General features: G+C 62.7%; 4 protein-coding genes. 3 read left to right on the plus strand and 1 reads right to left on the minus strand.

Going from position 1 to position 4,070, the window contains the following annotated elements; all coding sequences use genetic code 11:
• Positions 1-106 precede the first annotated feature (106 nt).
• Positions 107-853, minus strand: coding sequence for a DNRLRE domain-containing protein (locus tag SGJ19_01290; protein MDZ4778869.1), 747 nt, complete (start codon positions 851-853; stop codon positions 107-109).
• Between the two features lie 420 nt (positions 854-1,273).
• On the opposite strand from SGJ19_01290, the gene SGJ19_01295 reads away from it, so the two are divergent.
• The 3 genes from SGJ19_01295 to SGJ19_01305 all read left to right on the plus strand — a co-directional run bounded on the left by SGJ19_01295 (position 1,274) and on the right by SGJ19_01305 (position 3,907).
• A complete protein-coding gene (locus SGJ19_01295) occupies positions 1,274-1,399 on the plus strand; it encodes a hypothetical protein (protein MDZ4778870.1) in 126 nt (41 codons plus the stop codon).
• Between the two features lie 24 nt (positions 1,400-1,423).
• Positions 1,424-2,542, plus strand: a complete 1,119-nt coding sequence (locus SGJ19_01300) for an amidohydrolase family protein (GenBank protein ID MDZ4778871.1) — start codon at positions 1,424-1,426, stop codon at positions 2,540-2,542.
• Positions 2,543-2,953: 411 nt separating this feature from the next.
• Entirely contained in the window at positions 2,954-3,907 is a 954-nt protein-coding gene (locus SGJ19_01305) for a redoxin domain-containing protein (protein ID MDZ4778872.1), read from the plus strand.
• Positions 3,908-4,070: the final 163 nt, after the last annotated feature.

Below are 4,070 nucleotides of genomic sequence, written 5' to 3' on the forward strand. Positions count from 1 at the left end.
CCGGCCTACCGCAAATCACCTCCAACCTCCGCCGCTTCGCATGCCAACCCCGAAAACTCTTACGCTTCCTAGGCATCATGAAAAACTGATTCGCCCTGCGGAACTGCTAGCGATGCCGGCGAACGACGGGCAACATGGCTGCAGCGGCGACTGCCAAAATCCAAGTGCTTGGCTCGGGGACAACTACGTAGTCGATCGAGAGACTCGGACGGAAGGCAAATTCTGGATTGGTACGGGAGTCAAAACGCTTGCCGGCGCTGGGCTCGATTTCATCGCCAGTGCGGATGATCCAGCCGAAGTTGTTCGAAGTGTCGCCGAGCCAATCCTGCACGTCAGCGATCATGCCCGCCGACGTCCAAACGTAGATCCCGAGCCCGCTAACGTCGGTCGAAGCGCTCGCTAAGGGCACGAAATCCCCTCCAGCCGTCGACCAGGCGGTGTCGGGATGAAACCGGTTCGCGAACGTGGCGTCGCCAGCAGCGGCCGGCGCGCCGCTTCCCTCGCCGCCCGACGCGTTGGAAGTCCCCTCGCCCCAGTCGGCCATTAGCCGATGCAGCGATGAGACCTGGATGCTCGCATCGTTCGCCTGGGACATGTTCATCGTCAATTCGACGTTGGTCACTACCGCATTCGCAGGCAAGGCGGCCGCGACATCGAAGGCGATCAAACCTCGCCGAAGCACCCCTTCCTTCGTGCGGCCGGTATGAACGAACTCCCCGGCGCCGTTGCTGAGTGCCAGCGTGCTCTCGTAAATCGTATTGTCCTTCAGCGCCCCGAGCGAGATCGTTTCCGCTTGGGCGAGCGTGCCGGACCCCAGCAGGGCGAGGGCGAGACAGAAGCGGGCAACGTGCATGGATGCTACCTCAGGAGATGTCGTGGCCACGGTGGCGGCGGCCGGACCAGGGCGCCCGGCGGCGCGATACTTCGATGGTGTTCGTCCGCTTCCGTAAAATCAAGCGTCTGGCGCGAATAGGCAGGATTTAGGGCGAACCAAGCTAATTCCCAGTGTCGATCGCGCCGGCGGAGGCAATTGTAACGCCGCCCAGCCTCTCCCGCTGCCGGTTGGAGCAAATCCGTATTTGCCTGACGGACTGTGGGAGGCGTCTCCGACGCCGATTGATCGACGGCTTTCAACGAAAAGTCCATTGATGCCGCTCGACGCCCACTCCATCGGCGTCGGAGACGCCTCCCACAGTCGAAAGCGGAGCAACCCTACTCGTGCCTGCCCCCAGTCGCTTGACAGGCAATCGCCCCAGGGACGACAACCGAGCGCATGGAAGTACCGCTTGCGAACCTGCCGACCCACTTTTCCCTGCGCGCCCGGTGGCTTTTCCCGGGCGTCGGCGGGCCCACGCCGAACGCGACGGTCACGATTCACGCCGGCCGCATCGTCTCGTGAACCCCAGCCGATGCCATCGCGCCGGTGATTGACCTGGGCGACACGGCCCTCCTTCCGGGACTGATTAACGCCCACAAGCATCTGGAATTCAGCGACCTGCCCGCGCCGCTCGGCCAGCCGGGGATTTCGCTGCCGGACTGGATTCGCCTGGTCGTCGCCTGGCGCCGGCAACGGGCCAACGGTCCAGCGTCCGGAATCGCCGCCGGTATCCGTGAATCCCTCGCGGCCGGCGTCACGGCCATCGGAGAGATCGCCACAGACGGCTGGTCCCTGCCGCCAATCATACCGATTCCCAGAGTGACGGCGTTTCACGAATCGATCGGACTGTCGCCGGAACGCGCCGCAATATGCCTCGACGCCGCGCGTGGTTTTCTATCCGCGAGCGACGGCCCCGATTTTCTGCCAGGACTAAGTCCGCATGCGCCGTACACGGTACGGCCTGAGTTATTGGCGGGGCTGGTGGCACTGGCCACTGCGAAGAGCATCCCTTTGGCAATGCACGTGGCGGAATCCCGCGAGGAGTTGGAGCTCTTGCGCGAGGGACGCGGCGCGATGGTAGATATGTTGACAGAACTTGGCGCTTGGCGCGCGGACGCGATTCCCCGCCGTGCGCGGCCGCTCGACTATTTGCGCAAGCTTGCCGAAGCGCCGCGCGCGTTGGTGATTCACGGCAACTATCTCGACGACGAGGAACTGGACTTCTTGGCGGAGCATCGCGACCGGATGGCGCTCGTCTATTGTCCAAGAACGCACGAATATTTTCGGCATGCGCCGTATCACGACCTCGCGAAGCTGGCGCAGAGCGGCGTGCGGATTTGTCTCGGCACGGATAGTCGGGCGTCGAATCCGGATCTCGACATGCTCGCCGAGTTGCGATTCGTGGCGTATCGCACTCCTTCTCTATCGGGCGAATCCATACTTCGTCTCGCAACCAACGATGCGGCGCGCGCACTTGGCATCGACCACGAATGCGGCGCGATCGCCATCGGCCGACGCGCCGATCTTTTCGTGTTGCGGACTGCGTTGAATGCGGCGCGCGATCCTTTCGAGTTGATTTGGGACGCGAACGCAACGGTCGAAGCAGTGCTGATTGCCGGAAAACTCTTCCAGGGCGGCCCAGCTCCCGCAAATCGCGCTACTTGACGCGGCAAATCGAGCCATTACAATCGGCCCGACACATTTGTTCTCGTCCGCGCGGCTGCCTGGAAGAGAAATAAGTGTGCGGCATGGCCACAGCGCGGAACCCGCGCCGTCGTGCGCGGTATTTGCCAGCCCACCTTACGCCGTTCGCGCGTGCTCTGCGCGCAGTCCGGCGCCGCGTTAGGAATCGTCCTCCTCTTTGAAGGAACTGCCGAGGAAACATCGACCGAATGCCACGGCCGCGCTGATCCCGCGCGCGTCGGGCTGCGAATAGGACGCGCGGCGCGGGCGATTTCGCCGATTGCCGCGAGACATGCGACAGGAGCGTCGCCAGGAGTTTCGAGTGTAAAGCGGTGCGCGGCGGCGCGCATCCGACGTGAACAACTGCCGTGGATGGCACAAGGAGCACAAGTGATGACAGGACTCGCGCTGGCGGCGATGCTGCAACTCTCAGCGGTCTCGGCCGACGCCTCGTACGCAACGGCCCATCGGGCGATGATGGAAACCGGCAAGCCGATGGTGCTGCTGATCGGCGCCGAATGGTGCCCGGCCTGCCGCACGATGAAGGAACAGGTCGTTCCGGACGTCGCGCGCCACGGCGGCTTCGACCAAGCGACGTTCGCCGTGATCGATTCGGACGCGCAACCCGAATTGGCCAGCAAGCTGAAGCGAGGCAGTTCGATCCCGCAATTGATCGTCTATCGCAAGACCGAAAAAGGCTGGCGCATTAACCGCATGATTGGCGCGCACAGCGCTCAGGCCGTAGAGAAGCTGGTCGCGCAGGGCGTCGCCGACGCCTTGGCCGGTCCGCTCGACGGCAAACAAACATCCACCAGCGCCGTTAAGTTGACGGCCGCCGAAACGGAGACCGAAGTGCCTGAATTGCTCCGCCACAAGATGAAGTCGTTGGACGGCAAGGAAGTCGATCTTTCGGAGTACGCCGGACGCGTATTGCTGGTCGTCAACACCGCCAGCGAGTGCGGCTACACGCCGCAGTACAAGGGACTGCAATCGCTCCACAAAGACTACGAAGAAAAAGGCCTCAGCGTGCTCGGCTTCCCGTGCAATCAATTCGGCAAGCAAGAGCCCGGCGACGAACTGAAGATCAAGACCTTCTGCGAGCAGAACTACCAGGTCACCTTCGACATGTTCTCCAAAGTCGAAGTGAATGGCGACGGCCAGTGCGACCTGTACAAAGAACTGACCGACGTCGACGCCAAGCCCGCCGGAAAAGGCCCCGTGAAGTGGAACTTCGAAAAGTTCCTCATCGGCCGGAACGGCGAAGTCATCGCCCGCTTCCCCTCGAAGGTGGAGCCGGATTCCGACGAACTGAAGAAGGCCATCGACGCGGCCCTGGACGAGAAATAGTCTCGGCCAGCCAGATTTCCGTCTGAGACCAGAAAAACCCCGGGTGCGCACGCCGCGCATCCGGGGTTATACTTTTGGCAGCGACAGAACCGGCTTCCAACCGAGACGCGCCCATGCCACCGGCATCACGCATTACCGATCTGCACACTTGCCCGATGACCAC

The sequence above is a fragment of the Planctomycetia bacterium genome, from assembly GCA_034440135.1.
In the GTDB taxonomy this organism is placed as follows: Bacteria; Planctomycetota; Planctomycetia; order Pirellulales; family JALHLM01; genus JALHLM01.